This window comes from Bacillus cereus group sp. MYBK195-1 (assembly GCF_051916605.1).
Taxonomy (GTDB): Bacteria; Bacillota; Bacilli; order Bacillales; family Bacillaceae_G; genus Bacillus_A; species Bacillus_A cereus.
On the sequence record NZ_JBQAGZ010000008.1, the window covers coordinates 182510 to 206582 of the forward strand.

The following is a 24073-nucleotide window of genomic DNA, read 5'->3' on the forward strand; positions in this document are numbered from 1 at the left end:
AATAACGTTTTTGAGGCTTTTGAATAAAGTTTGTTAATGTATAATAAAAATTGATCGTTTGTAATAAGGTTTGGTTAAAATCCTATAATAAGAATTCGGAATTTTCACTCGGTTAAACTGACGGATGAAGGATAGTTAAAAGAGAATACATGAGAGGGTGTTTTATATGTTTTTTGTTCAAATGTCAGGTTTCCCTGGCTCTGGTAAGTCAACACTTGCTCGAAAAATCGCTAAGAGAACAGGAGCAGTTATTATTGACCACGATATTGTAAAAACCGCTTTATTACTTTCCATTGAGGAAGCTCCAATTGATGTAAAGCTTGCTGGTAAGATTTCATACAATATTGATTGGTCTTTAATTGAATTTCACTTATCAGAGGGACAGGCTGTAATATTTGATAGTCCTTGCTTGTATGAAGAAATGGTTGAAAAAGGAACAGATTTATCAAAAAAATATAATGTTAAATATAAATATATTGAATGTTACCTAGATGATAGTAATGAAATAAATTTCAGATTAAAAAACCGTGATAGAATGCTAAGCCAAATTAAAGAGATACAGTCTGAAGAATCTTTTAAATATACTATCAAGAATAGTAAAAAACCTTCTGAATATAAGTGTTTAGTTGTAGATACTAAACAGCCTTTAGAAAGTTACATTCGAGCAGTTATGAATTACATACATGAATAACATTCTCTTTACCCAGGTAAAGGGTGCTAATGCCCAATAACATATACTCCAAAATATTCATGTTTTTCAAAATTCAAATTCATTAATTTATCCATGGTTATTAGCACATGATTGATAAAAATTTATTTTAAAGAAACAGATTTTTGGTACTTGGGGGTATTAAAATCTCTTAAGTTGATGGGCATGTATGGTGACCCCTATTAGCATGTGCTGATCGAATTGGGATTTGAAAGTTCACTAAATTGGAACATTCAATCGAATCCAACTATGCTAAAATAATTAATGTAAGCGGTCAACCTCTCAGTGAATGCGTAACGGATTGTGTTTCAATTTAGTATTTGATCTTCATTACCCACAAAAAAGCCACTAAAGTAAGCGGCTTTTTTTGTTTTGAAGCTATTAATTTAGAGTGACAGGTTTGCTGTTATAGACCGCAGAGTATAATTTAATAAAAATGCTTAAAAACTTTTGACTAGATTCTTTGTAATTCCCTCTTCTAACATAATATTCCATTGAAATCAAATAATTAAATAAATTGGAAAGGTTCTGGCGCTATCTACCTTCACGAAAGTTTAGGAGGGAATCTACTGGTGAAAAATTATAATCTTTAATTATTAATATTTGTTACATAATAAGCTTTTCAAATTATTAAAGCATTACTCCTGTGATTTCAATGTTTATACATGTTTAAATTGTTTTTACGCCATAATTGTTTTTTCTGTTTGCTTCTCAAGCATCATTTATACTACCATCAAAATATTCTTTGTTATTATACGTGATAACAAAGGGAAAATAGTAATAGCAAGCTGCCGAAATTCTGTTTGATTCTTTGAGGAAAACTAATTCAAATACTAATTATTAATTTATGCCCATCTGTAATAATGAATTAATTACATAATAGGTATTATCTAAATCTATTCAAACTTGAAAGTTCACTAGATTGGAACATTTATTTGAATGCAACTATGCTAAAATAGTGAATGTACCGTTAATCTTTCAGCGAATGTATAATGGCTTTTGTTACGATTTAATGTATAGTTGTAAAATAAAAAACCACTACTTTAAGTAGTGGTTTTTTATTTTACAGTTAATACTTTATAAACGACAAATTTCTAAAAAATTCAACTGCAACTTACTAAAAAATAAAGCTATATTTACTGGCTAATTTTATATAAATTAAAATGATTATCTACTATTAAATTGTTCCTTATACTCTTTTAATGCTTCTTTCCAATGTCTTAATGGTTTTAATCCATTCAGGATAATGCAATCTTTGCTTAACACTGAATATTTAGGTCGATTGGCTATTTGCGGGAATTCTTCCGTCGTTAAGGGAATTATATTGATGTCTTTATTGAAGTCTTTAAAAAATTCAGCTGCAAACTCATGCCATGAACATATTCCTTCGTTTGTCACATGATATAATCCGTATTGATTCGTCGCTAATAACTCTGCAATAAAATTTGCTAAATCTAGTGCATAGGTAGGTGAACCAAACTGGTCAGATACCACGCGGACTTCACCGTATAGATTTGCTATTTTTTTTATCTTAGCGATAAAGTGACCGTCTCCCTTTCCAAATATCCACGAAGTTCTAATAATAAAATGATTATTCGTGTATTTTGTTACTAAATGTTCTCCAGCTAATTTTGTTTCTCCATATATATTTAATGGATTAGGACGATCCACAAGATTGTATGGTGTATGCTTTTCGCCATCAAACACATAATCCGTACTAATATATACAAATTTACATTTTATTCTTCCTGCAGCTTGAGCAATATAATTGGTACCTAATACATTTACTTCATATGCCAGTCCTTTATTTTTCTCTGCCCCATCTACATTTGTAAATGCTGCACAGTGTACAATTACATCTGGCTTTAACCTATCAAGATAAGAGCTAACTCTTATTTTATTTGTAATATCTAACGTGGTACGATTCACACCATATAGCTCATGATGTGTTCTGCTGAGTACTTGCATTAAAGTTTGTCCTAGTTGCCCATCTACTCCCGTTATCAGTATCTTCATTTTAAAATTCCTCGTTTAACTTATGTAATTTTTAGTTAATAAAATTCATTCCCACCACGTACGGTTATCTATATACCACTTAATTGTTTGGGTAAGTCCATCATCAAATAGATAGTGTGGTGTCCAACCTAATTCTTCTTTCAACTTAGTAGCATCCATGGCGTAACGTCTATCATGTCCTAAGCGATCTGAGGTAAATGTAATTTGCGATTGATCTTTATTTAGGAATTTGAGTACTTTTTGTACAATATCTAGATTTGTATATTCATTATCTCCTCCGATATTATAAATGTGCCCATCTGCTCCACCATGCAGAACTAAATCAATAGCTACACAGTGATCCTCTACATGAAGCCAATCTCTTATATGTAATCCATCACCGTATAGAGGAATATTTTTATTATTTAACGCATGAGTTATTGTTAATGGTATTAATTTTTCCGTGAACTGATAAGGACCATAATTATTGGAACAACGAGTTATATTCATAGGTAAACCGAATGTCTCATGATACGCTCGTACCATGAAGTCTGCACTAGCTTTACTTGCACTATAAGGACTATTAGGAGCTATTAGTGTATGCTCTGTAAACGCACCCGTTTGAGATAATGTCCCATATACTTCATCTGTAGAAATTTGTACAAACTTTTTCACTTTTGTTTTATATGCTGAGTGTAATAAGGCTTGTGTACCTAATATGTTAGTTTGGACAAAGATATGGGGAGTTTTAATACTTCTATCAACGTGAGATTCTGCTGCGAAATTTAATACATAATCAAATTTTTCTTTTTTAAATAGCTTATCTATGAATATTTCATTTGAAATATCCCCTTTGATGAATTTATAATTTTGATTTAGTGATATTTCCTTTAAATTAAATAAATTTCCTGCATATGTTAATAAATCTACATTTACAATTTGGTATTGAGGATATTTCTTTAACATATACCGAATAAAATTACTACCAATAAATCCTGCCCCACCCGTTATTAATAATTTCAATTAAAATCATCTCCATAAACAAAGTTGACATTAGTATCTTTTAATCTAGGTAGTTTTTTATCTTTCTCTGATAAAATTGGTTGATTAGTTGGCCATAAAATCCCTATCGTTTCATCATTCCATAGAATTCCCCCTTCATGGTTAGGTGAATAATACTCATCTACTTTATACTGGACAATAGTATTAGGTTCTGTAGTACAAAAACCATGAGCAAACCCTTTAGGAACGGTAAGTAGACGGTTATTATACTCATTTAAAATTGTTCCGAACCATCGTCCATACGTTGGGGAGCCCTTTCGGATATCTACAACTACATCGTAAATAGAACCAGAAATGCAGCTCACTACCTTCATTTGGGCTTTAGGATTCAACTGATAATGCAGCCCACGTATCGTGCCTGTGTGAACAGATAATGATTGATTATCTTGTACAAAGTCTCCCTGTATATCTAAGAGTTCAAATTTTTTCTTATTACATGTTTCAATGAAGTAACCACGTTTGTCACTGCATTTATCAAGCTCTATAATAAAAACACCATCTAATGCTGTATGAATTTTACGCATTCTTCTCTCTCCATTCATTTAAATGCTATTGATGGGCAACCCTTAATAAATATCGGCTGTATTGATTTTCCTTTACCGAATTTGCCATTTTTAATAGTTGCTGCTTGGTTATATATTTCTTTTTAAATGCAATTTCTTCTAAACAAGCTACTTTTAAACTCTGTCTTTTCTCAATTGTCTCTATAAATTGTGCTGCTTCTAATAATGATTCGTGTGTACCTGTATCCAGCCATGCATAGCCTCTTCCCAATAATTCAACTTCTAATTCTCCCATTTCAAGATATTCTTTGTTTATATCTGTTATCTCTAATTCCCCACGATTAGATGGTTTAATATTTTTTGCTATTTCTATCACACGTTTATCATAAAAATACAGGCCAGTTACTGCATAGTTTGATTTTGGTTCCTTTGGCTTTTCCATGATATCAATCACATGCTTTTTAGAATCAAACTCTACTACCCCAAAGCGCTCTGGATCATTGACATAATAACCAAAAACTGTAGCTCCCCTAGTCTTCTTAACAGCCTTTTCTAGTAATTCTGTTAGTCCATGACCATAAAAGATATTATCGCCAAGAATTAAAGCTACATTATCATTTCCAATAAATTCCTCAGCTATAATAAATGCTTGTGCTATACCTTCTGGATAAGGCTGAACAGTATATGAAAGGGTAATTCCATATTTTGAACCATCACCTAACATTTGCTCAAATTTATTAATATCTTGTGGCGTTGAAATAATTAGTATCTCTCTTATACCCGCCAACATTAGTACTGATAAAGGATAATAAATCATGGGTTTATCATAGATAGGTAATAATTGCTTCGATACAATTTGGGTAAGGGGGTACAATCTAGTACCGTTCCCACCTGCAAGAATGATACCTTTCATGGCATTATGCTCCTTCATAGTTTTTCTGATATGCTCAATTAAGAGCTTAAGCTTTAAAAACTATATAGCTTATTTTGCAGGAGACCGATACATACTTAATAAAAGTGGCCTCCTACATAAATAATTAATTTAAATATTTTCCTATTACAACAGAATTATAATTACCACCATAAGAATATGTACTAATTAAGGCATTGCTCACCGGAGCCTTACGAGCATTTCCTGTGACGAGATCGATTCTTCCTCTATGACTCTTTACATTTTGCGTAGTCGGTATTTCACCATCAAATGCACATATTACACTAATGAGAGAAAGAAGGCCTGCAGTTGCATGAGTTTCCCCAAAGATAGATTTTGTGGCACTAACAGGAGCTCTGTTTCCGAATATACGTTCTATAACTCTCTCTTCAATACGGTCAAAATATGTATGACCATTGGCAGCTGCACAAATATATTCTATCTCTCCTGGAGAAATCATCGCCTCTTTCATTGCTAAACGCATAGATTCCTCCCATGCCTTTCCTAGATGATTTAAGTCCCCTATTTTACTATCATCAGATGTTAACCCAAAACCTTTAATTTCAGCTAAAATATTACCATTTCTTTTTAACGCTGCCTCCTCACTTTCTACAATAAAGGCAACGCTCCCTTCACCAAGTATGGTACCGCTATTATTACAATCAAAAGGACTTATATTCTCAGTTGTTAAGTATCTTTTTATTTTTGAGTGTCCCTCTATTATTGGATTATTTACTTCATCTGCCGTTACCACAACGAATGTGTCATAATCACTAGATTGAATCATGGCATAGGCATAGTATAGTGCACTAATACCAGAAACCCCGCCACATGAAATAGTTGAAGTAGGCCCTTTTATTTTAAAGTTTAATGAAATATGTCCAGCTGCTGCGTTCATAACTGTGTTTGGAAATAATTTAGCATTGGCGGCCTTAACACCCTCTTGGATAATAATTCGGTTAAATGATTCTACCGTTCCAACTGGTCCAGTACCAGTTGCAAAAATAATTCCTATCTTGTCCCTATTATTTTTATCTATCTTTAAGTTCCCGTTTTCTATAGCCATTTTCACTGACAATACTGCATGTTTGCTAATTGAATCCATCTTCCTTAATAAATTAGGATGTATCAGCCTTCGATAGTTTTGTTCTGGTATTTTCCCGGCTTGTATGCATTTAGGATTGTCGTTCCAATGTTTAATCTTTGAGGTACCACTTTTTCCCTTAAACATACAATCTTTAATTTCTTGAAGGTTTGAAGAATTCCCAGCAAGTCCACCTACACCAGTAATTACGACTTTTTTTTCTTTAATTAGCGTTTCCTTTTCCTCTGATAATACGTGGTTCTCATTGTACTTACAGAATAAAATACTTGCATTATTCCCTCCGAAAGCAAATGAATTTGATAGTACATAACTCAAATCACTTACCCTACCTATGTTAGGTACAAAATCTAGATTAAATTTTTGACTTTCAACTTCAAAGTTTATAGTTGGGGGTAAATATCCATGTTGAATAGCAAGAATACTTGTTACTGCTTCCGCTGCCCCTGCGGCTCCTAACATATGTCCTATCATTGATTTAGTTGAAGAAACTGGTGTCTTATTTTCATTAATTAATGTACGAATTGCTTTTGGCTCTGATACATCATTTGCTGGTGTACCTGTACCATGTCCATTGATATAACTTACTTCCTTAGCATCTATGCTGGCTTTTTTTAAAGCACCTCGCATGGATCTCAAAGCACCTTCCCCGCCCGGATCTGGTGCTGTCTGATGATATGCATCTGAAGATAAATCGTAATCTACTACTTCAGCTAGGATATTTGCACCCCTTTTAATCGCATGATCTAATGATTCCAAAACAAGAATAGCTGCACCTTCTCCGATTACCACGCCATTACTCTTGCTATAGGGCGATGGTGGCGTTGGTGCTAGTGCTTGTAAACTATTAAAACCACTCATTGACAATTTAGATAAGGGATCTACACCACCGGTTATCATGATATCTGCTTTGTTATTTCGAATTGTATCCAGCGCAAATCCAATTGAATTTGTACCAGCGGCACATGCATTCGAAATAATCATTTTTGGCCCTTTTATTTTTAAGTCTCGCGTAATATTGTCACAGGGCGTATGGATTGGATACTTAAAAAGTAACGTTTCATCTGCTTTTTCAATTCCATCTTTAATCCACTGATTATGAAATTCTTCCCCGCTCAACATGCCTCCTAAAGATGTGCCTAATGATATTCCAATTCGGTATGGATTAAAGTTTTCTATTTTTAATTTTGCGTTTTCTACCGCTTCTCTTGCCGCCATGACACCTAATTTTCCACAGCGATCCATATCCTTTATTTCATCCTTAAAGAAGTAATCATCTACCTGAAGGTTTTCAATCTCTCCACCATAATCTGTTACCATTTCAGCCATATCGATATTTTGGATTACTTTAATACCAGATTTCCCAGATTTAATATTATCCCAAAATTCTTTTACACTATTTCCGTTTGAACAAATAATTCCCATGCCAGTTACGACGATTTGTTGATTATTCATGTTCATATGCCATCACCTTTACAGTATTTTGATTGACCATGATTTAGGTAGAATATATGGTGAGGACTGAGTATGTGCCTCATACAAAGCATTTTCTTTATTTTTCACATAAAATCCAATTCCTGAAACAGCAAATGGTTCCTCTAATAAAGCAATTCCGAGTCTCCTGTTTAAAACGGGACTTTCTTTAAGTTCAATAACTTTACCAATTAATTGTTCCTCTATAAAAATCTCATCATTAACTGTAATTTTGCTCTCTATTCCTGTCGTGAATCCCACAATTCTTTTATTTACGCCAGCTTCCGATTGCTGTTCTAAGACTTCTCTTCCATAAAATTCGTCTTTATAAAAATCAATAAACCATTCTAAACCAGCTTCAAAAATATTTAGTTCTTCTAAATGTTTGAATTCAAAATATGGATGTCGAATTTCTAACATTAGCGTCTCTAATGTTTCCCAATCTACTTTCTTCAATTTAATATCTTCTTTAAAAGAATTTACAGTTTCTAATACTATTGGCTCTAGGCATTTTTCAAACAATAATTGATAACCATACTCTGCTGTTACACCTGTTCTTGCTAATAGAAATTCTTTCCCAAATAATTGATTTAAAACAAATGATTGAAATGGCAGTGATGATATTTCGAAGTCTAAAAACTTTTGAGCTAATTTCCATGCATACGGACCTTCAAATCCAATTTGAGAATGTGTTTGACTTATATCTATAATCTCAACTCCGCTTGGTTTTTGGTTTTGCAACCAGGCTAGTACCATTTCTTTTTTATGCGGTGTCGTAATAACTGTAAGAGAATCCTCATTTTTAAACAGATTAATAATATCAATTACAGTCCCATCTTCTTGTAATAACAAAGTAAAGAGTGTTGTTTCTTCTTCCATAAATATAATATCCTTCGTAACTAGACGATCTAGGAACTCTACATGGTCCTCACCTTTCACAACAATTCTTCCTGTTGTTGATAAATCTATTACACCAATTCCGTTACGTACTGCATCATATGCTTCATTAGTTTCTTCTTGTACATTAATTTGATTACTCATGATTAAGCGCCCCCAATTCTCTCTTTACCACATCTTTTATTGTCGGTAGATTACATACATTATTTATATACAGTTGTTGCATTTTCTTTAATTTATCAATCTCCGTTTTGCTATACAGCATATTAAATATTGTTTGACTAGTTTCTTTTAAATCAAACATTTCACAAGTATGCACACATTTAAAATAATCATTTTGATCCATCAATGGTGCTAATTCTTTATGCCATCCATTTGGAAATACAAGAAATGGATAAAGTCCATTAGGTAGTATATAATTCCATTTTTCTATAATGCTTCTTAAGGTAGGATTATGGCTATCTCTTTGAGTCTTTAATTCTTTATATTCCAAATGGTTTACCAGACTAATTACAGGTATTTTTCCAAATACCGCTTTTCCCATTGAGCAGGATGTAATATTATCGGTGATAAATAAATCACATGATAATATTAGTTGCTCATATTCTTCCAAATGAAGAAATGGTAGTGAAACAAATTCTATTTTTCCTCCATTTTTCATAGAAACAAATTTGGTCTCATCTGAAACCCCAATTAATTTAATACATGTATCGCTTGGAAAGTCCTGAAGATATAGGCTTAATAGTTCTTGTAATATATATTCATAACTAAACCTTGCATCATTGTACTGTTTCTTCTCCATGAGCCTCATTTTTACTAATAGGTTGGCCCATGATGATTTCGCAATCATAATTAATTTATCTTGTTCCCTACAACCTAGTTGTGTTCTTATTTTCATTCTTATTTCTTCATCTATTTGTAAAGCCTCTTTATATAATTTGACAGAAGTAATATTCTCACTATCTTGTTTATAACTATTCACTGGACAAGTTCTAATTAGCTTAAATTGAGAGGGGATTTTAGGTAGTTCTATCAATGACCTTTTCTTTAAGCTATTGTAATTTGCATTTTTAAAAAGTTTATTTTCTAATAATCGATCCTCACTACCCCAAGCTAAAGAATCAATAGAAAAACAAGGTATGTTTAGGTTTAATAGATAATCAAGATCAATAATTGGAGACTCTAAAAATAAATTATGGTAATCAGCTAAAACAATAGCATCAGGTTGAAATAAATTATTGATTTGTTTTATAACCCCTTTTTGTTTTAGCCCCTTTGTTAGTGATCTAACATTTGCTACAGATTTATTGGCATACCATAAGAATTTTTCACTTGTTAAAAAATATACTTCTCCATCCTCTTCAATTTGTTTCGCTAGACATAAGGCATTGTGCAACTCACCAATGCTAAAGTGACTAGGTGCAATAAACAATACTTTCATGTCATATTCCCCTCTAATAAAATTTGCGAAAAGTATTCACTATCAAGTAAAGTTTCTCCAACTGCAATATTAAAGCGAATATCTCCATCATTAAATTCATTCTGATTACCATATATTCCGATTTGTATCCCTTTTTTGGGCCATTCGTATATAAAACATTTTGTACTATGTGATAATGCTAAAATAGATACAAATAACCCATTAGATAATTCGAGAATTACCTTATTATCTACATAAATCTTTCTTTGTTTGCCATTTGGTAATAACGTGTTTTGCTCTCCATTCTGCCAATAATACATCTTTTTAATTTTTGTTTTTCCTTTTTTCTCCCAGAATAAGTGAAAGACACTAGTTTTTATTTTATCTTTCTGTAGGCTTTTCAATTGTATTTGTAAAACAGGTAGATCATATACAGTTGTATATTTAACTTTCCACTCATCAGATTGACAGAAAATCTGATTAATAAATTCCTTATATGTATTTTCCGTTGCTACTACTGAATGATTACTTTTATTGAGATATATTGAATTAATGCTTAAATCTTTCCTACAATCTGGAGTATAAGAGTTAGCTGTTGGTATCATTACACCGGGTAAAAAATTATAAGAACTTAATACTGAGTTTTCTTTTATAATCTCCTTATCTTTATACATAAATTCTGTTATTTTACTACTTTGGTTTACTTTAATCTTTAAATTTAGTACATTATTTTGAACTAGATATTCTTGTTTTTTTTCGCTATATGTTAATTTATTTCTTCCTTTAAGGAAAAGATATATTTTTTTAGTTATCGCATTTCTATTTAATTCATCTTGATACGTAAGTACGGCATAATGTGCTTTTGACCAATTAACCTTTCCACTAAATTCAAAATTAAAATTGCTTATAGATTCTATGTCTTGTATAAACAATTGTTGTTCGTAAGATGTCTGAGGGAAAAACAAGGTTAATTTCCCCTTTAATATGGAAGAAAATAAGTTTTTTAGACTTCCATGAATATGAAATTCCCCGTTTTCATTTATAATATGAAATTGGTCAGTCTCAATTGAGTACGGAATCTTATTAGATATGAATTTGGATGTATGACTAGTAATATCGTTATAGATTTCTTCCACTTCATCTTTGCTATCATGGGAACATAAAGTATAATAGTGCGTTTTTGTTATACATTTTTCTTTATCATTCCGTTTAAATATTACCGCTGGCATCCATCTTAATCCAAATAGGATACGCTCTATATTTCCTTTCCATATAAATCCAATATTAATATTTTGCGATTCAAACAATGTATAATTTCGCTCATACATGTTTGGATGACTAGGTAGATCAAATTGATTTACAAATTCATAGTCATGTAGTGCATATGGATACTCACCATATACCATAGGTTTAGAAACTAGCCCACTCTTTAGTGGTACCGTCATTTTCGCATCATATAACATGCACCAAGGATATATTTTTATATATTTTCCTTCCTGTGCGAAATCATTTATTTGAACTATCTTATCTGACAAAAAACAAATGCTTCTCTTTAATCTTGTTGCCTCATGAATAATTTCAAAACATGAATCAGATGTTATTTCCCATGACAGCTCATTTACTTTCGGTTCTTTTACTGCATTTAAAAATGGATAATCTAGATCTGGCCATGCTTCTTTTGCTAATAACTGCTGCTTTCTAAGGTCATATATATATAAACAACCAGTACTTTTACTTATTTGTACAGTTATATACATATTTTCTAGAACTAAGTATTCTTTTGTTTCATAAACATGATTTTTCCCATGCGCATGAATCGGAATTATTGCCTTTAATTCCCCAATATTTTTATTTTGATGACTAACAGCCGAAAATGTCATATTAGTGATACCAATTTTTTTAGGATTCAATACAATAATATGATCCTTTATTTCACCCGGCTCTATGATACAGATTTGGTGTTTTTCTAGCGGTTTGAAATCTAGTATTTTCGAGTTTTCTTGTTGAATAAGTAGTTTGTAAATTAATCTATCTAAAGAATTATTTTTTACATTAACGATACATGCAGATTCTTTTCCATTAATTAACTTAGGATAATTAGCAACATTTACTTCTAACGGATTTGCTATGGTTACTCCAAAATGAACCGTTAGTTCTAGTTCTTTTGCTTTTAACTTAGTAACAAGTTCTCCTTCAATTTCCTTAGTAACTGTTATAACTTCTTCCCACTCGTACTTTTTATTTGGATAAAAAGTTTTCTTTAAATCAATTAAGTAATCGTCCCCTATCTTCGATGTAATACTAGCTTCAATAGGATTTGAAAAATGATTTTCATATACATAACAGATATGAATCTTCTCTCCAACAATTAAATTGTTTCCTTCTAAAATATAACTAGTGAATCTTACTTGTTCTGTTTCTACCTCAGTAATTTTTTCACTTTTTATATCAACCCAACAATTCACATCTTTTGCTCCAAGATTAATAGCATACTTTACAACTTCAATTCCATTTCTTGTTATGGCGTTACTCTGAATAGAACGTAGGGACTTCAATCCCCTAACTGTTTTCCAACCTCTAGATAGCCATATATCTTGGTCACTTTTTGAAATAATTGGTTTAAATGCATCTAACAGGTAATTAATAACATAAGGTAAATAGCTCCTTAAATTCAGGTAGCCATCATAGTCTATATAAGACCTACTTGTTTGATATAACCCCACTCTTTTATAGAGTGCCATGGCTACTTTATCTTCCGGATTCACTTCTGTATCAATATATTTAATATCTTGTTGGATAAGATTTTTAATCGCATAAGCAAATAATTTATCTGGTATATTTCCCGAACGAAATTCTGGATGAATTAAAAAGAATCCTGCCCAGGTCCCATCTGAAACTGCTGCCCTTTGACCTGACAAACTAGAAAATAATAAGGAAGCTATAATTTCATTTTCATATTCAGCAATTAAATATAACTGTATCTTCCGCTCTCGAAATAATTGCTTGATGTCCTGCTTATTTAAGGGATACCCATATTTAATGGGGCCATATTGATATTTATTATAAAAATGAGCTAACTTCTCACTATCTGCCTCAGTACACTCACGAACTTGAACATCCATACCATGGATCATATTTCCTCAACTCTTTTAGAAACTTGAATACTACCAGTAGCAACTTTCTTTTTATCTACATAAGCCGTGATTTCCACTTGTGAGATTAACCCAAGTGATCTTCCAATTTGGACATGTAATTCTAGCTGGTCTCCTGGTACTACAGGTTTTAAAAATTTCATATTACGTACAGAAACTAAATAACCCACATATGAACTCGGATCTATTTTAGGTGAACATGCACCATGTGCATCTATTTTTGCTAGTTCTCCTGTAACATAAACAACAGCCGTCATTTGTGCCAAAGCTTCAATAATTAACACTCCAGGCATTATTGATTCATTTGGAAAGTGCCCTTCAAAAAAAGGTTCACTTACAGTTACATTTTTAATACCAATTCCACTTTTTCCTGGCTCAAGTTGAATAACTTTATCTAAGAAAAGGAATGGCCATTTATGCGGTAAGATATTTCGGATTTGATCTGCATTTAATATCGGTCTCACTGCACATCATCCTCCCTATTTTCTTCAATAAAATCGGCAATTTTATTAATAGAACCCAGTACTGCCATATTCTCGTCATATACTGCAACGCCAAATTCCTCTTCAATTGCCAGAAATAGCTCTAACGCATCCAAGGAGTCAACTCCTAAGCCTCTTCCGAATAATGGCTGATCATCAGTAATGAAATGTGGTTCGATTTCTAAATCTAATCTCTCAGTAATAATTTCTTTAATTCTAGTAGTTAATTGTTTTCTTTTTTCAGCAATAATTTTTGTTTCTACATACGTAAACATCTGTTTTCCCCTTTTCCTTGTTTAACTCAAAATTCGTCATTAAATCATCTAATGTTTAGCCATTAACTAATCCACCATCCACTGTAAAAACTTTCCCGGTGATATAACTTGCATAGTTAGAGGATAAAAATGTTGTTAGATATGCTACCTCTTTAGGATCTCCAATTCTGCCAAGCGGCACTAGTTCTAACATCCTTTTTAATGTCTGTTGATCCATTCCTTTTGTCATATCTGTTTTTATAAAACCAGGTGCAACAGCATTAACCCTAATCCCGTATTCCCCACCTTCTAATGCTAAGGTCTTGGTTAAGGAAATAACCCCACCCTTTGAGGCAGAGTAATTACATTGACCTCTTGCACCCGTTATTCCACTTGTCGACGTAATATTTACAATAGAACCTCTTTTCTGTCTCATCATTATTCTTAATGCTTGTCGACAACAAAGAAATGTTCCTTTTAAATTTAAATCAACCACATGATCCCACTTTTCCTCGCTCATCATTGCAGCAAATCCATCATTTATAACTCCTGCATTATTTACTAAAATATCTATTCTTTTTTCCTTTGAGCGTATGTGTTGAAACAATTTATGAATAGAGTCTTCATTTGTAATATCTACATGCATAGGAAACGCTTTTCCACCTTTTTCTCCTATAGTATTTGCTATTTCATTTGCTGATTTTTGATTACTTTGAAACGTAAAGTAAACAGTTAAGCCCTGTTTGGCTAGGTCCATTGTTATTGATTTACCAATGCCTCGTGATCCTCCGATAACTAATGCCACTTCGTTTCCATTAAACATAGACCCGTTCCCCCTTAAATTCTTTCTCTATTGTAGTAAGGCTTCTTTTTAAATACATCGGTGTTTCTGTAGAGGATACAGATATGTTCTGCTTAAAGGAGCGACATAACTTGGTTAAAGTATTTCCGGGACCTACTTCTATAAAGTATTTCATACCATTATTCAATAAAGTGTAGATAGTGTCTTGCCACATAACTGGATCTACGCATTGTCTTTCTATATCTTGTAAAATATTGATTCTATTTGTAGTTGGTTTTCCTGAACAGTTTAAAACAATTGGTATTTGAGCATTTTTTAACGAAAATAAATTTAAATACTCCTTAAACTCAAGAACCATTTCTCCCATTAAACGTGAGTGAAATGCATGACTAGTTGAGAGTATTTTAGTTTTTATACCATTTTTTTGATCTAGTACCTTTTGAAATTTAAGAATGCTCTTACTCTCACCAGAAAATACAACCTGTGTAGGGGAATTATAGGCAGCAATATCAATTTCATATTGTTTAGATTCCTCTACAACTTCAAATAATGTTTGATATGTGTTCGATACAATTCCTAACATACACCCCTCTTGCTTTACATTACTCATCAGCTGACCACGCTTTCGTACAATGGATAATGCATCATGGAATTGTAAAGATCCTGCTTCTACCAGTGCGGAGAATTGTCCTAAGCTATGCCCCGCTACTTTAGATGGCCTTATACCATGCAAATGTAAAATTCTTGATATCCCTGTGCTTACCGTAAGAATAGCTGGTTGTGTAACACTGGTTTCTATTAATTTTTCACTTGGTCCATATAAACATAGTTGCTTTAAATCAAATCCTAGCGTATCATTTGCTTCCTCAAATAATGGGACAAATATGTTTGGGTATTTATCCAAATACCCTTTACACATCCCTACGGATTGGGACCCTTGTCCCGGAAAAATAAATGTAATCATATGACACCCCCGCTATTTTCAAATTGAAGCTTTTCTAAAATTTCTTCTGGTAATCTACTGATTAATTGATCATTCGACCTTGTTAAAACGTGTTTTGAAAATCCCTCCGCTAACAAAACTCTACATCTCTTGCGGAATAATTTATAAACAAATTCTATATAAACTTTACTTTCATTCTTAAGATAGGTTTCTACAATTAAGTCGTCTTGAAAACGAGCTGATTTTTTGTAGGTACATCTTATATCAATAATTGGAAAATACAATTTTTCCTGTTTTAAATACTGGTTTATACCAGTCATATCTAGCATTTGAAACCTACCCAGCTCAAACCAATGAAAATAATGAGAATGGTGAGCAATTCCCATAGGATCGCATTCCCCAAAACGAACATTCACCTCATTTTTTACTAAGTACACTTATTTCACCTACTTTTCATAAGAACGTCGAAATTTTTGTATGGAGATTGTTAAGAATAAAATTCCCATACCAATTAATGCAGCGGATGGAATAAGAACAGAGGAGAACTCTTTGTTATATACTAATAAATCGTTAAAGCCTCCCATTGCCCAAGCTGTAATCGTAATATGCGCTAGGTTTTGCATCCATTCAGGCTCTATATAAAGTGGCCACCAAGATCCACCCAAAGCAGACATAGTTAACACGATTAAAATAGAAATACCATTTGCTTGTGATCTTGTTTGACATATAGAAGCTAATAAAATTGCCAGGCTTGAAGCTGCAAATGCAGTACATATCACTAGTAATATAATTCCTAATACACTTTTCCCTAGCCACATTCCAAATACAAAATGTCCTACGCTAAAAAGGACTGCACATTGAACAATAGCTGTTATAAAGCATGAGAGCATCTTTCCAAAAATGATTGATAATGTATTAATAGGTAAAGTAAGAATTTTTCTTAACGTTCCATTCTCTCTCTCTTCTACTAATGCACCTGCAGCTGCTGCAGTACCTAAAAGTACAAACATAACGGCATATCCTGGTACATTAGATTCAAATGGAGTGGGTTTATGTTCATTATCTGATGCTAATTTTTTAAACTCTACTTTCACATTTACTTCCATTTGGGCAGAGGCTTGTTTTACAATCTCTTTAGTCATATCTCTTTGTATTTCTGATACAATTTGAGTTACAGCATTTGAAACAACACTTGGAATAATGCGATCAACTTCATCTTCTATGATGATGACTTTGGCCTCTGTCCCTGAATATACATTTTGTGTGAAATCCTTAGGAATTACGATTGCTGCTTTTTTAGTTTGAACTTCCTTTTTCACTTGTTCTTCTGTATATGCTTTCTTTTTACCATTTAGTTCATAAGTTTCTTCTATCTCAAGGGCAGGGATTTTTTTCAATTCCTCAATAACCCTTTTAGAAAGTTCTCCATTATCATTTACTACTATAGGAATCTTGAATTTTTCCGTCTTACTATCAAATACATTTGATAATGCAAAACTAGCAACTGCAATAACTATAATAGGTGTAATAAATAAATAGATTAGACCAGGGATATCCTTTAAAAGAATAAGTAAATCTTTCTTAGCTATATACCAAGCTTTCATTTTTACCATCTCCTTTCATTTAAGACCTTAAATTTTTGCCCGTTAAATGTAAAAATACATTTTCTAAATTAGAATTTTTAACATTAAATAATTCGATTTTCAAATTATATTTTTGAATTAATTTCATAACTTCTCTTGTAACATTAAAGCTATCTACACATTGAATGATGACTTTTTTATCTACCAAAGTGCAGGACTTCACATCAACAATCATTTTTGTTTTATGTATAAATTCTTCTGGAATATTTGATATTACAATCTCTAAATAATTTTCCCCATACTTTGTTATTAAATTTTTTGGGGTGTCAATATCTAATATTTCACCCTTATCATAAATTGCTACACGATGGCATAACATCTCAGCTTCTTCCATATGATGAGTTGTATATATGACAGTGATTCCTAGTTCTTCTACGAGATGGCGAATACAATTAAAAATATGGTTTCTTGATTGCGGATCAATTCCCACTGTTGGTTCGTCTAAGAAAATAACTTTTGGCTTATTTAACAAACCGATCACTAAATTAATTCTTCTTTTCATACCACCTGAAAATGTATCAATTCTCTTATGTGCCCAATCCTCAAGCTGTGCGAATTGCAAAGCTTCTTTTATGCGGCTTTTTTTCCTATTTCCCTTTAATCCATATAAATCGGCATAAAAAGATAAATTATCATATGCAGTTAAAGTCGGGTATAGCGCTAAATCTTGAGGTACTACACTCACATTTTTTTTAATCTTATTCCGTTCAGTATACAAGTCGTAGTTACATACTGTACCATACCCTTCATCTGGCAGAGTAAGAGTAGATAAAATCGATATAAGTGTTGTCTTCCCAGCTCCATTCGGTCCTAGTAATCCTATAATTTCACCTTTACGGATATCTATGCTTAAATTCTTAATAACTGTATAATCTCCATATGATTTCTTAATGTATCGAATGGAAATCATAGTATTTATATCAGTCATAATGTTTCCCCCTTCTTCTTGCTGTTACAATTTATTAGAAGTGACTCTTCTTTATCTCCATTAAAGCTTCAAGGTATTTATATCCATACTTTTCATCTGGTTCTAGGTATGTGCCTTCTGCCCACTCATTCCAAGCATTAATAAATAAAAAGTCAGTGTCCTTACTATGTTGTAAAAGATACTTCTTAAACTTATCGGGATTAGCCCCTTTCACAATTAAAGCGCTTTCTTTTTTCCTTGGAGAGTTATCCCAATCTACAAATGCCCCTTTATATATGTTTTCACGTTCTTTAATTTGACGGTTTAATATTCTTTTCCATACAAAATCATAACTTAAGTGAAAATCTTTTTTTTCTTGATGTAGTGAAGTTGTATTACCTATTAGTTTTTTTAAAGTGTACATAGGTTCAAACTCTATAGCAGCATCAAAAAGAAAATCTGATTTATCTTCAAAAATTGTTAACATTTCTACAAAGTGTATCCCCAGAAGCCCTTCAGATTGAGCCCATTCATTCCATAGACTCAACATTTTATTTAGGTTTGGTATAGAAGCTGGTCGGTAAATTACAAATATCGGTTTATCTTTAATATTTAAATAGTTTTTGTTTTTAAAGAATGGCAAAAGATAATTAAAGTGTTCTTTCCAATCAGACTCATCCCCATATTCTTGTCGCATTAATACTTCTTGGTCTTTTCCATCCCATGATCTTGTCCAAGATTCATTTGCCCAACATAAGCAATATGGGAAATCAATCTCCTTACATTGATTTCTCAATTCTATTGGTTTTTCTAGTAATTTTTTCCCTTTGAACCAATAGTGATAATAGCAAAAACCATCTAAACCATACTGTTTTGCTAAATTTATCTGCCACTTATGTACATCTAAATCTAACAAATTGTAATAATAATCCCTTAATGGAGCCCTAGGCTGATAGTGTCCCAGAAAACGTGGTTTTGCTTTTTTTACATTGGTCCATTCTGTAAAACCCTTTCCCCACCATAAATCGTTTTCAGGTATTTCATAAAATTGTGGTAAGTAAAAAGCAATAGTCTTCATTAGTAAGGACTTCCCCCTTCCCAATATGCAATGACTCACTTATTGATAAAAAGCAATTACACAATATAAAACTCTGCTTTTTAACACGAAACTATTTAATCTGATGTTAAATCTTGTCACAAAATAAGGCAAAAAGACCCTAATTATTGTAATTTTCACACATAAAAAACTATATTTTTAATTTTTTTTAGAAAATTATTCAAAAAAACACTTTAAATCCAGTTAAGTATTGTATAGTTTTATATGATAGGAGGGGAAAAATATGTCGTTTTTTGGCGAAAAATTCACAAATTTATTGGTAAATTTAGATGTAGTAAGCCTAATTGGAAAAATAAAGCAATACCAAGGGAGATTGGAGGTCTATGAGAAGGAATTTCCATGTACATTAGAAAAGTTGCAAAAATCTACTCAGCTTCAACATACCAAAGATTTTGTCGCAATGTATAAAAACTTAAAAATAACAAATAAAAGGTTAAAAGAATTAATTACATATGATCTGTCGCCAAAAACAATGATTGAAGATGAAATATCTTGTTACGTTGATGCGCTATCACTCATTCATAATAACTATGAAAGACTTACTATTGATCCAAGCACAATCTTAGAAATACATTTTCAACTTTTTAAATATGCTACTTCGGATAGTGGAACGTGGAGAAAACAGGACATCTTACTTGAAGAACATGAGCAACTTAATTTCTCATTTTATTGCTATCGTCCTTTAACGATTAAAGAAATCCCAGAAGCAGTAAAAAATTTATGTGAGGAATACAATTATTTATTAAATCAAAAAGATATTGATCCACTACTTTTAATTTGTAATTTTGTACTTAATTTTATATGTATTTTTCCTTTTGAATCTGGAAATGGAAGAATGGTACGTCTACTTCTATCTTTATTACTATTACAAAGTAAACATTCACTAGTGAAATATATTTCACTAGATAAAATAATAAAAAAATACGAGAGAGATTATTATGATGCCCTATATAAATCTTCAGCAAATTGGCATTTTCAAGAACACAATGTATCCTTTATATTAAAATGTCTATTACATATTATTCTAGAAGCATATAAAGAACTAGACGTACATATTACAAGTTACCAACTGAAAGGGAACAAAAGCTATAAAATTAAAGAGTATATATTAAAACAAGAACTACCTTTTACAAAAGAAGCAATACGAATGGTATTTTCAGATGTTTCACCAAGCACAATCAATAAAGCATTTGCTTGTTTACAAGAAGAAAAATTAATTAAACTAATATCAAAAGGCCGTAATGCAGTTTGGACTAAAACAAAAATATAAATAATATCAAAAAAATATAGGGTAATTTTCTAACATTAATGATTAAAACATACATATAAATTTATTTCACATACACAATAGATATTTTTACATAATACATATAGAGAGAATTTGTCGCTACATTATTCATACAACTATTTTTGTATTTTTTCTCTATACTTCCGAAAGTCTGATAACAGACTTTATAGGAAGTATTTAAGATATACAAACTAGACATTCAGATTTTATATCCCCACTATTATTTTAGTAATAGGAACGTTTGGCATTTATTCCTTTTCACCTAAAGCATTTTAATAAAAGTAAAAGAGAAAATACCTGGATTTAGCTTTAATTCATTAAAAAATTCGATTTCACTTAAGTAAGTGCTGATTAATCTTGTCTCTAATAGCAATAGCTATAAATTCTTCAATAGAGCTATTTGTTTCATTTGTAATTTCTTTTAAGTATTTGTATTCCTTACTTGTAAGTATGACAGACTTCGTTACTGTATTACTATCTAAATATACGCTATGATTCATTCTTGGAACAATTTTCCCTTCTATTATATAAGGCGTTAACTCCTCAATCCATTCCATTTGAATTCCTGGTGGTAATGTAATTAATGATTGACGAATTTCAAAATACCAAAATGTCTCTTCTTCTAAAATCTTTATATTTCTTGGAGATACGTACTGTAATATATTATCGATTATGTGAAAAATGTTGTTTCGTAATTGCGCAGATTTAGGAAAACGAAACTTAACAAACCTTTGATGATGACTTCTAGGTTTATCCGACAGTTTATAAGCGGACTCATATCCTGCTTTTAATGCCTCACTAAGTGTCATATTAGTTCCAAATTCATCAAGAACTATAATATCACCACGTTTTGGAATAGAAATAACACGTGCCAATGTATTGCCTTTTACAAACTTTTGAAATAATACTACATTATATTTCTGCGAAAATGTATATATATGATTAGTTTGTTCTACTTGCTGAACAAGTTCACGAACATCCTCCTCCTTCACAAATTTTGTTTGTCGATTACGATGTTCTATTAAAAAATAAACTAACTTTCCTTCTTCTATCCATTTTTCAAGCTGATTCATACTAATATGATACTCTTTACTTGCTTGGTATAAAGTAATCCCCTCAATTTTACGTTCTTCTTTTACTTTTTCTACTTCTTCTCTACTAAATAAAAAACTACCATCTAAACGCCACGTATCCTTATTGATTGGTGTTAGCTTTCCTTGCTTCATTAAATTATTAAAAATAAAGTGACTTATATCTAAATAATCTTTTACTTCATTTGTAGTCATAGTCATTTCATATGCGCTAATCATTCTAATTCCTCCTCACACCTCGTAATTTACATAATAATATTATGTAAATTAAAATTTATAGTATTTACATTTTAAATAAATTATAACATACAACGTTATGTAGATTAGATTATAAATTATAATGATGTTTAATTTAATTTTATTTTAAAATTCAATTTCACTAAAGATTAAAATATATTAGCAAAATAGTATTTTTTAAATTTAATAATAACCATAGAAAATGGGAGATTTTCTATAGTTACTATATACTTACTACTTCATAAAATTTAATTTTAATATGTAATTTAATTTATAATTGCTTACGGTATAATATTTAATATAAAAGGAATTTATAAGGAGTTGAATAACATTGAAATTTGAATTAAATATTGTTCATAGTGAGACTTCTTTAAATAGCATAGAGAAACAAAAACAAAATTTCACAAATCTAATTGCATTATGGAACCCTGATTATATAAATGAAGCGGAAGTAAAAAAGGAGAATAACGAAAGAGAAGATTCATATACCTATGAAGGTTTTTCAGATGAAGAAATACTGTACTACTACTTGAATCGACAAACACATTTTGACCAAGGAAAACGAATCAAGGATGCATCAAGAATCCTATATGCACGTGATTTGAGTCAGTTTTATTTCTTTATTAAACAAAGTGAGGAATTTCTACAGAAAGATGTAAAAGATTATAAATTTGGTCAAGTATGGAGAAACCTTAGAAAACGACATATCCGTAATTATCAAAAATGGTTATCTCAAGAGGCAATCTCCTATCAGTCAAAAGATAAATACAAGCCATCTACAATTAGTAGAAAGCTTGGAGTTATTCGTTCATATTTGAAATGGCTATATGAAATCCAATATATTCAGGATCCTCTACATGTTGAAATACTAAGTACAACTGTAAATAAACAACATAAACCTAAACGTGAGTTATCATATGAGGAAGTAAAACAGTTACTTCATTACTACAAGGATAATGAAATCAATTACGCTTTATTGTCAGTTCTAGCTACTACAGGGTTACGTGTTGGAGAAGTAGCACATGCAAAGTGGGAAGATCTTGAGTATGATGCCATACGAGGACGATACTATTTAAAGGTTGATACAAAGGGGGATAATGAACGGATTGTTTCTATTAATAAGGAGATTTTCAATCGAATTGTAGCATTCCGAATTCGGCGAAGATTACCTATAGACATTGGGAATAGAAATGGTGGAACAGTATTTCAAACTAAAAACCATACTCCTTATAGAGAGAATTATTTGTCACAATATATTTCTAAAATCATTAAAGATACCCAGCTATCCTTTACAGTAAATATTGGAATTACTCCCCACTTCTTTAGACATTTTTATGTGCAGTACTTATATGATTACAAGAAATTACCACCTCATGTTATTGCAGCTGCAGTAGGTCATAAAAATGATAGAACTACAAAAGAAAATTACCTAAATCAGCGATTGACGAAAGATAATGATGCCGGTAATTTAATTTTAGAAGATGAATTTTAAATTGTTCCTCTATAATTTAACATTAAATGAGTTAAATATCGTTATTTATAGTTGTGTATTTTTTATACAATTAAAATCGATTTACCGTCTATTTATTTTTGCTTTTTCTCATGATCATTCATTAGTTCTTCGCCAAGGTTTCCTATAAATATGTAATATTTTCAGAAATCTTAGCAGGTACTATTATAAAATACTTAGAAAAAATCGCATTCTAACTTAGCATAAGTTAGAATGCGATTTTATTTAGAAGCGTTAATTTATTAGTTGTATATAATATATAATCCAATTTTTTTGTTCTAATAAAGATAGTTTCTGAATGCATAAACTTATTGCCGATTTCCACTGCTTTGTTAGTATTCTTACACGTATTATTATTATTAATCTCAATTATATCTTCTAATGGAATACTTATTGTTGCGCTTTGCCATGTAATGGTTATTTTTTCTGGTGATTTTATAATTTCTATCTCTTTCATATTTCTAGTAACTCCCTAATCTACTTGTATTTATCTATATAATAAAGTATATATTTATAATAGAAACCAGCCAATTCCATATATATTCACTCAGCCAT

21 protein-coding genes are annotated in these 24073 nt (G+C 31.4%); 3 read left to right on the plus strand and 18 right to left on the minus strand.

Going from position 1 to position 24073, the window contains the following annotated elements; genetic code table 11:
* Nucleotides 1-166 precede the first annotated feature (166 nt).
* Nucleotides 167-691, plus strand: coding sequence for an AAA family ATPase (locus ACTFRY_RS25080; protein ID WP_086391776.1), 525 nt, complete (start codon nt 167-169; stop codon nt 689-691).
* Nucleotides 692-1876: 1185 nt separating this feature from the next.
* On the opposite strand, the gene rfbD is transcribed toward ACTFRY_RS25080, so the two are convergent.
* The 16 genes from rfbD to ACTFRY_RS25160 all read right to left on the minus strand — a co-directional run bounded on the left by rfbD (nt 1877) and on the right by ACTFRY_RS25160 (nt 19353).
* Complete coding sequence (gene rfbD, locus ACTFRY_RS25085) at nt 1877-2725, minus strand: dTDP-4-dehydrorhamnose reductase (RefSeq protein WP_086391775.1); 849 nt, start codon at nt 2723-2725, stop codon at nt 1877-1879.
* A 45-nt stretch (nt 2726-2770) separates the two neighbouring features.
* Nucleotides 2771-3727, minus strand: a complete 957-nt coding sequence (rfbB, locus tag ACTFRY_RS25090; RefSeq protein ID WP_086391774.1) for a dTDP-glucose 4,6-dehydratase — start codon at nt 3725-3727, stop codon at nt 2771-2773.
* Nucleotides 3724-4290, minus strand: coding sequence for a dTDP-4-dehydrorhamnose 3,5-epimerase (gene rfbC / locus ACTFRY_RS25095; RefSeq protein ID WP_086391773.1), 567 nt, complete (start codon nt 4288-4290; stop codon nt 3724-3726). Before rfbC ends, rfbB begins: the two co-directional genes overlap by 4 nt.
* Nucleotides 4291-4315: 25 nt before the next feature.
* A complete protein-coding gene (gene rfbA, locus ACTFRY_RS25100; RefSeq protein WP_086391772.1) occupies nt 4316-5182 on the minus strand; it encodes a glucose-1-phosphate thymidylyltransferase RfbA in 867 nt (288 codons plus the stop codon).
* A gap of 124 nt (nt 5183-5306) precedes the next feature.
* A complete protein-coding gene (locus ACTFRY_RS25105; RefSeq protein ID WP_086423092.1) occupies nt 5307-7763 on the minus strand; it encodes a beta-ketoacyl-[acyl-carrier-protein] synthase family protein in 2457 nt (818 codons plus the stop codon).
* A 12-nt stretch (nt 7764-7775) separates the two neighbouring features.
* Nucleotides 7776-8816 carry an aminomethyltransferase family protein gene (locus ACTFRY_RS25110; RefSeq protein ID WP_000070728.1) on the minus strand — a complete coding sequence of 347 codons (1041 nt, stop codon included), beginning with the start codon at nt 8814-8816 and terminating at the stop codon, nt 7776-7778.
* Nucleotides 8809-10113, minus strand: a complete 1305-nt coding sequence (locus tag ACTFRY_RS25115) for a DUF6365 family protein (protein ID WP_086391770.1) — start codon at nt 10111-10113, stop codon at nt 8809-8811. The genes ACTFRY_RS25110 and ACTFRY_RS25115 overlap by 8 nt, the downstream gene beginning before the upstream one ends.
* Nucleotides 10110-13226, minus strand: coding sequence for a GNAT family N-acetyltransferase (locus ACTFRY_RS25120; RefSeq protein WP_086423093.1), 3117 nt, complete (start codon nt 13224-13226; stop codon nt 10110-10112). The genes ACTFRY_RS25115 and ACTFRY_RS25120 overlap by 4 nt, the downstream gene beginning before the upstream one ends.
* Nucleotides 13223-13708 (minus strand): 3-hydroxyacyl-ACP dehydratase FabZ, encoded by a 486-nt coding sequence (fabZ, locus tag ACTFRY_RS25125; RefSeq protein ID WP_086423094.1) that lies wholly within the window; start codon nt 13706-13708, stop codon nt 13223-13225. Before fabZ ends, ACTFRY_RS25120 begins: the two co-directional genes overlap by 4 nt.
* The gene (locus ACTFRY_RS25130) at nt 13705-14001 is read right to left on the minus strand and encodes an acyl carrier protein (protein ID WP_000495741.1); all 297 of its coding nucleotides are present in this window, start codon (nt 13999-14001) and stop codon (nt 13705-13707) included. The genes fabZ and ACTFRY_RS25130 overlap by 4 nt, the downstream gene beginning before the upstream one ends.
* Before the next feature lie 55 nt (nt 14002-14056).
* The gene (fabG, locus tag ACTFRY_RS25135; RefSeq protein WP_050822612.1) at nt 14057-14803 is read right to left on the minus strand and encodes a 3-oxoacyl-[acyl-carrier-protein] reductase; all 747 of its coding nucleotides are present in this window, start codon (nt 14801-14803) and stop codon (nt 14057-14059) included.
* Entirely contained in the window at nt 14796-15746 is a 951-nt protein-coding gene (locus tag ACTFRY_RS25140; protein ID WP_086423095.1) for an ACP S-malonyltransferase, read from the minus strand. The genes fabG and ACTFRY_RS25140 overlap by 8 nt, the downstream gene beginning before the upstream one ends.
* Nucleotides 15743-16162, minus strand: a complete 420-nt coding sequence (locus tag ACTFRY_RS25145; RefSeq protein WP_000281620.1) for an acyl-CoA thioesterase — start codon at nt 16160-16162, stop codon at nt 15743-15745. Before ACTFRY_RS25145 ends, ACTFRY_RS25140 begins: the two co-directional genes overlap by 4 nt.
* Before the next feature lie 9 nt (nt 16163-16171).
* Nucleotides 16172-17329 carry an ABC transporter permease gene (locus ACTFRY_RS25150; RefSeq protein WP_000649290.1) on the minus strand — a complete coding sequence of 386 codons (1158 nt, stop codon included), beginning with the start codon at nt 17327-17329 and terminating at the stop codon, nt 16172-16174.
* Nucleotides 17330-17348: 19 nt separating this feature from the next.
* Nucleotides 17349-18296 (minus strand): ABC transporter ATP-binding protein, encoded by a 948-nt coding sequence (locus ACTFRY_RS25155; protein WP_000129820.1) that lies wholly within the window; start codon nt 18294-18296, stop codon nt 17349-17351.
* A gap of 34 nt (nt 18297-18330) precedes the next feature.
* Nucleotides 18331-19353, minus strand: a complete 1023-nt coding sequence (locus ACTFRY_RS25160; RefSeq protein WP_000848168.1) for a glycosyltransferase WbsX family protein — start codon at nt 19351-19353, stop codon at nt 18331-18333.
* Between the two features lie 262 nt (nt 19354-19615).
* Between ACTFRY_RS25160 and ACTFRY_RS25165 the strand changes: the two genes are divergently transcribed.
* Nucleotides 19616-20662, plus strand: a complete 1047-nt coding sequence (locus ACTFRY_RS25165) for a Fic family protein (protein WP_000007500.1) — start codon at nt 19616-19618, stop codon at nt 20660-20662.
* 350 nt (nt 20663-21012) lie between these two features.
* Here the strand turns inward: ACTFRY_RS25165 and ACTFRY_RS25170 are convergent, their stop codons facing one another.
* Complete coding sequence (locus ACTFRY_RS25170; RefSeq protein WP_000622370.1) at nt 21013-21990, minus strand: hypothetical protein; 978 nt, start codon at nt 21988-21990, stop codon at nt 21013-21015.
* Nucleotides 21991-22339: 349 nt separating this feature from the next.
* On the opposite strand from ACTFRY_RS25170, the gene ACTFRY_RS25175 reads away from it, so the two are divergent.
* Nucleotides 22340-23500: a tyrosine-type recombinase/integrase gene (locus ACTFRY_RS25175; protein WP_086391767.1), complete on the plus strand. Its 1161-nt coding sequence runs from the start codon at nt 22340-22342 to the stop codon at nt 23498-23500.
* A gap of 226 nt (nt 23501-23726) precedes the next feature.
* Here the strand turns inward: ACTFRY_RS25175 and ACTFRY_RS25180 are convergent, their stop codons facing one another.
* A complete protein-coding gene (locus ACTFRY_RS25180) occupies nt 23727-23975 on the minus strand; it encodes a SunI/YnzG family protein (protein ID WP_098451022.1) in 249 nt (82 codons plus the stop codon).
* Between the last annotated feature and the right edge of the window lie 98 nt (nt 23976-24073).